Below are 5,626 nucleotides of genomic sequence, written 5' to 3' on the forward strand. Positions count from 1 at the left end.
CAGGCTCAGCCGGCGGCCGGCCAGGTACAGGGCGAGCGGCAGTCCGGCGCACCGGCCGGCGAGGGCGCGCAGCGCCGCGGACTCCCCGGTCCGCCCCGGTCCGGCGGCAACGGTCAGGAGCCGCAGGGCGGCCGCTTCGTCGAGTTCCGGTACGTCGACGAGGAGCGCCCCCGGTACGAGCAGACCGCGCCCGGTGCTCGTGACGAGCGCGGCGCAGCCCGGGGTGCCGGGCAGCAGCGGGAGCAGCCCCGCGGTGTCGTGCGCGTCGTCCAGGAGGGTGAGGACGCGCCGCCCGGCCAGCAGGGAACGGTAGAACGCCGCCCGCGCTTCGAGCCCCTCGGGCATCTCGGGGTCCGGGACGCCGAGGGCGCTCACGAGGCGGGCGAGCGCCTCGGCCGGGCCGCCGCGCAGGGAGACCCGGAGCACGCCGTCGGGGAAGGAGCCGCGGACCTGCTCCGCGACGTGCTCGGCGAGGGCGGTCTTGCCGATGCCCGGCATGCCCGTGAGTACCGCCACGGGCACGGCGTCGTCCGCACCGCCGGCCAGCAGCCGTACGAGCGGGCCGGTCTCCGCCGCCCGTCCGGCGAACGGGACGGCGGGGGCGAGGGGGACCACGGGGGCGAGGGGGACCACCGCGGCGGCGGGCGCCGCCGGGGCGGAAGGTGCCACCGAGGCGGTCGGGCCCGCCGGGGGGAAGGGGAACGCGGGCGCGGACGCCGCGCCGGGTGTCGCGCGCGTCCTTCCCGGGGCCCCGGCGGGCCGGGGATCCGTTCCCGGCGGGACCGTGCCCGGTCCACCGGTGGCGGCCTGGGAACGCAGCCTGCGGTGCAGTGCCGCCAGTTCGGGCCCGGGCGGGACCCCGAGTTCCACGTCGAGGGTGTCGCGGGTGACCTCGTACACCGCGAGGGCCTCGCCGGGACGGCCCGCGCGGTGCAGCGCGAGCATGAGCAGGGCCTGGGTCCTCTCGCGCAGCGGGTGCTCGGCGGCGAAGGCGCGCAGGGCCGCGACGGCCGCGATGTCACGGTCGAGGCCGAGTTCCAGGGCGCTGTGGAAGTGGTCCTCGCGGGCGGTCAGCCACAGTTCGGTGAGCCGGTCCCGCTGCGCCCCGGCATACGGGCCGGGCAGCCCGGCGAGCGGCGTCCCCGACCAGAGTCCGAGCGCGTCGCCGAGGGTGCGGTACGCCTCGCGGGTGTCACCGGCCGTGCGCAGCCGGGCGGCGTCGGCGAGGCCGCGCTCGAACTGGTCCATGTCCAGGACCGGGCCGTGCAGCCGCAGGGCGTAGCCGTCGGGGGCGGACAGCAGGAGCCTGGCCGGTGCGCGGGCGGGCCGGTCCGGCTCGAAGAGGGAGCGCAGCCGGGACACGTAGGTGCGCAGGGTGCCCACCGCGCGCGGCGGCACCCGCTCTCCCCAGAGGGCGTCGAGAAGTTCGGCCATGGGCGCGGTGCGGCCGCGCCGCAGGAGCAGGACGGCGAGCAGGGCCCGCTGCTGGTTGGATCCCAGCGCCAGGGGTGCCCCGCCGGGCACCCGGGCGGTCATCGGCCCGAGCATCCGGAACCGCAGGCCCGCCGCGTCTCCCACACCCTGCTCCCGCGTCACGCGCCCCCCGGTTGCCCGCACAACGGCCGCGGGCAACGTTACGCGGGACGTGTGCGGCGGGTACGGGCGGGCAGCCCGCGCTGCCCCCGACTCCGCCCGCCCGGTCCTCCCGCGGCGGTGGGCGCATCGGCGAAGGTCGGTCTGACCAGCGGAACCGGCCCGCCCCACCACCGCGAGGAGATCACCGCGTGCCCACCTACCTGTCCCCCGGCGTCTATGTGGAAGAGGTCGCCGGCGGGTCCCGGCCCATCGAGGGAGTGGGGACGTCGGTCGCCGCCTTCGTGGGGCTGGCTCCCCACGGACCGCTGAACGAGCCGACGCTGGTGACCAACTGGTCCCAGTACGTCGCCGAGTTCGGTGATTTCACGGACGGCTGCTATCTGGCGCACTCCGTGTACGGGTTCTTCAACAACGGCGGCACGGCGGCGTACGTGGTCCGGGTCGGCGGCGCCCCCGCGGCCGGACGTCCGGCATCCACGGACGGCGCGGGCCGGGCCGCCGCGTCCGGCCCGGCCGGGGCCTCCACCGCGCGGGAGATCGCGGTCGGCGAGGCCGTCGCGCTCGGCGCGTTCAGGGTGGCGGCGCTCGCCGCGGGCCGGACCGACGGCGGGACGCTGACCGTCGAGGTCCAGGACATCGAGGGCGAGGCCGGCGCCGATCGCTTCAAGCTGCTGGTCAAGGACGGCGACACGCTCGTCGAGGACTTCGACGTCAGTGCCCGGAAGTCGGCTCGCAACTACGTCGTCACCCAGATCCGTCAGCGGTCGAAGACCATCGTGGTCGAGGAGGCCGCTCCGGGCGTGGCGCAGGCCCGGCCCGAGGCGCAGACCCTGACCCTGGCCGTGCCCGCACCCGGCGCGCTCCCCGCGTCCTCCGGCGCGGCCCCGACGGGGGCCGTGCAGGCCCCCGGGGAAGGCCGGCTGGACTCCGCGCGGTTCATCGGCGACTCCGCCGACCGCACCGGTTTCGGCGGGCTGGAGGCCCTGGACGAGGTCACCATGGTGGCCGCGCCCGACCTGATGGCCGCCTACCAGCAGGGCCTGATCGACCTGGAGCAGGTCAAGGCCGTACAGCTCGGCATGATCGCGCACTGCGAGCTGATGGGCGACCGGATGGCGGTCCTCGACCCGCCGCCCGGCCTGAACGCGCGGGACATCCGCAAGTGGCGCATGGACGTGGCCGGCTACGACTCCCGTTACGCCGCGCTCTACTACCCGTGGATCAAGGTCTTCGATCCGTCGAGCGGGCAGACGGAGGTGGTCCCGCCCTCCGGCCACATGGCCGGTGTCTGGGCCCGCAACGACGCCGAGCGCGGGGTGCACAAGGCCCCGGCCAACGAGATCGTGCGGGGCGCCGTCGATCTGGAGCTCCAGATCACCCGCGGTGAGCAGGACCTGCTCAACCCGGTCGGCGTGAACTGCGTCCGCGCCTTCCCGGGCCGGGGCATCCGCGTCTGGGGCGCGCGCACGCTGGCCTCCGACCCGGCGTGGCGCTACCTGAACGTGCGCCGCTACTTCAACTACCTGGAGGAGTCGATCCTGATCGGCACCCAGTGGGTGGTGTTCGAGCCGAACGACCAGGCGTTGTGGGCGCGGATCCGGCGCAACATCTCGGCCTTCCTCGTCAACGAGTGGCGTTCGGGCGCCCTGTTCGGCCAGCGTCCCGAGGACGCGTTCTACGTGAAGTGCGACGCGGAGACGAACCCCGTCGAGTCCGTGGACCTCGGGCGGGTCGTGTGCGAGATCGGCATCGCGCCGGTCAAGCCCGCCGAGTTCGTGGTGTTCCGGCTGGCCCAGTTCTCGGGCGGCGGAGGGGAGCTGGAGGAGTAGGCCGGCCCCGCCGGGGGCCGGCGCCTGACCACCCGCACGTCACGCACGTCGTACGCCACGAACAAGGAGAAGCCCCGCATGTCCCTTCAGCCCGGTGACGCGCTCACCTCGCACAACTTCGGCTTGCAGATCGACGGTGTCATGGTCGAGTTCCTGCAGGAAGTCAGCAGCCTGTCCATGGAGCAGGACGTCATCGAGTACCAGCAGGTCTCGGCGGACGGCAGGCCCGTCATCAAGAAGCTGCCCGGCGTGAAGAAGGCCGGGCAGTGCTCGGTGACGCGCGGGGCGACCCAGTCGACCGCCTTCACCCAGTGGATCAGCGCCTCGATCAACGGCGACATGGGCTCCGCCCGCAAGAACGCGACGATCATGATGATGGACTACCAGGACAACCCGGTACGCCGCTACAACCTGCGCAATGCCTGGTGTTCCAAGGTGGAGGTCAGCTCGGTGAAGGCGGGTGCCGCGTCGGCGCTCACCGAGCAGGTCACCATCACCTTCGAAGAGCTGGTCATCGAGTGATGCGACGCCAGGGACCGGGACCGGGGCAGGGGCAGGGGCAGGGGCAGGGGTCGGGGCAGGGACCGACGCCGGGAGAAGGGCCGGCCGGCGGCCCGGGCGCGGCCGTACGGGAGCCGCTGCGCACGGAGTTCGAGTTCGAGCTGCCGCGCGGCTTCGTGGACGAGTCCGGGACCGTGCACCGCAACGGCTCGATGCGGCTGGCGACGGCCAGGGACGAGCTGGTCCCGCTGCGGGACGTCCGGGTGCGCGAGAACCCGGCGTACCTGTCGGTGGTGCTGCTGGGCCGGGTGATCACCCGGCTCGGCACGATGGCGATGGTGCACGACGGGACGGTGGAGAACATGTTCGCCTCCGACCTCGCCTTCCTCCAGGACTTCTACCGGCGGATCAACGCGGAGGGTCACACCCGCGCGGCCGTGTCGTGTCCGCACTGCGAGGGCGCCTTCGAAGTCGAGCTGGCCGGGAGCCGCCTGGGGGAATCGTGACGTACGCGGCCGACCGGATCGAGGAGGAGACCGCGTACCTGGCCTACCACCTCCACTGGGACCTGGACACGATCCTCGACCTCGAACACGCGGACCGGCAGGCGTACGTAGAGCGGGTGGCGCGGCTGGAGGAGGCGTAACGGGGGCTTCGGCTCCGCTGCACGGTGAACCGGAACGGAAAGGGGAAGACGATGGGGCTGTTCGGACGAGGCCGACGGGCACGGGAACGCGCGGCGCGGGGTAGGGGACCGGCTGACGGGGCGACCACCGTACCGGGGCCCGCGGCGACGCCCGTACCGGCGGACGACGGGTGGGCGGCGACGGCCCCGGTCCAGCGGGTGCTGGGCATGCCGCGGCTGACGGCCGACCGGAACTTCCCCACCTCGCTGGCGACGCGGCAGAGCCCGGCCCTCAGCGGCGCGATGGGGCACGCCGTTACCCCGTCGGCCCCGTCCGGCCTGCTCCTGGACGCCCTCGTGCCGGTCCCCCGGGTCCCGGGCCCGGCTCCTTCCCCCCTCTCCCCGCACGTGCAACGCCTGCCCCTCGCGGGTACGCCTCCTCGCCCCCCGATGACGTCACCCGCCGCCCCCACCGCCACCGCACCACCCCCGGCCCCGGCTTCCCGCCGCGCGTCGACGGCCGAACCCACACCGGCGTCCGAAACCACCCCGGCGGCCGCGCCCTTCCCGCCCGCGCCGTCAGCCCCCATCTCCCGCCGCACGTCGACCGCCGGGCCCACACCGGCGTCCGAAGCCACCCCGGCGGCACCCGCCCCGCCCCACCCGCCCGCGACGGCGGCCCCGGCTGCGGGGCCGACCCCGGACCGCGCGCCGACAGCCGAAGCCGCCCCAGCGGTATACGCCCCGTCCTGCCCACCCGCGACGGCAGCCGCGTCGTTCCCTGCCGCGCCCTCAGCCCCGGTCTCCCGGCGCGCGTCGACCGCCGGACCCACCCCACCGTCCGACGCCGGCCCGGCCGCGCCCTCAGCCCCGGCTCCGGCCCCGGACCGCCCGGTGGCGGCCGAAGCCATCCCGGTGGCGTCGGCCCCGTCCCACCGGCACGCAGCCGCAGCCCCGTCGCAGCCCGCCCCCGCAACGGCACGTCGCCCGGGCCGTCACGACCGCCGTCACCGCGCGCGTGCAGAACAACGGCCAGTCGTGCATCGCCTCGAAGCGGTTCATCGTCCACACCGAC

5 protein-coding genes are annotated in these 5,626 nt (G+C 75.0%); 4 read left to right on the forward strand and 1 reads right to left on the reverse strand.

The features are described 5' to 3' along the window. A partial coding sequence (locus tag ABT106_RS30885; protein WP_351284077.1) for an AfsR/SARP family transcriptional regulator occupies positions 1 to 1,578 on the reverse strand: 1,578 nt, incomplete at its 3' end. A gap of 206 nt (positions 1,579 to 1,784) precedes the next feature. Between ABT106_RS30885 and ABT106_RS30890 the strand changes: the two genes are divergently transcribed. The 4 genes from ABT106_RS30890 to ABT106_RS30905 all read left to right on the forward strand — a co-directional run bounded on the left by ABT106_RS30890 (position 1,785) and on the right by ABT106_RS30905 (position 4,572). Further along, entirely contained in the window at positions 1,785 to 3,425 is a 1,641-nt protein-coding gene (locus tag ABT106_RS30890; protein ID WP_351284080.1) for a phage tail sheath subtilisin-like domain-containing protein, read from the forward strand. A gap of 78 nt (positions 3,426 to 3,503) precedes the next feature. Next, complete coding sequence (locus tag ABT106_RS30895) at positions 3,504 to 3,947, forward strand: phage tail protein (RefSeq protein ID WP_351284082.1); 444 nt, start codon at positions 3,504 to 3,506, stop codon at positions 3,945 to 3,947. Then, positions 3,947 to 4,432: a hypothetical protein gene (locus ABT106_RS30900; RefSeq protein WP_351284085.1), complete on the forward strand. Its 486-nt coding sequence runs from the start codon at positions 3,947 to 3,949 to the stop codon at positions 4,430 to 4,432. The genes ABT106_RS30895 and ABT106_RS30900 overlap by 1 nt, the downstream gene beginning before the upstream one ends. Beyond that, entirely contained in the window at positions 4,429 to 4,572 is a 144-nt protein-coding gene (locus ABT106_RS30905; protein ID WP_351284088.1) for a hypothetical protein, read from the forward strand. The genes ABT106_RS30900 and ABT106_RS30905 overlap by 4 nt, the downstream gene beginning before the upstream one ends. Positions 4,573 to 5,626: the final 1,054 nt, after the last annotated feature.

The sequence above is a fragment of the Streptomyces sp. NPDC002044 genome, assembly GCF_040296725.1.
Lineage (GTDB): Bacteria > Actinomycetota > Actinomycetes > Streptomycetales > Streptomycetaceae > Streptomyces > Streptomyces antarcticus.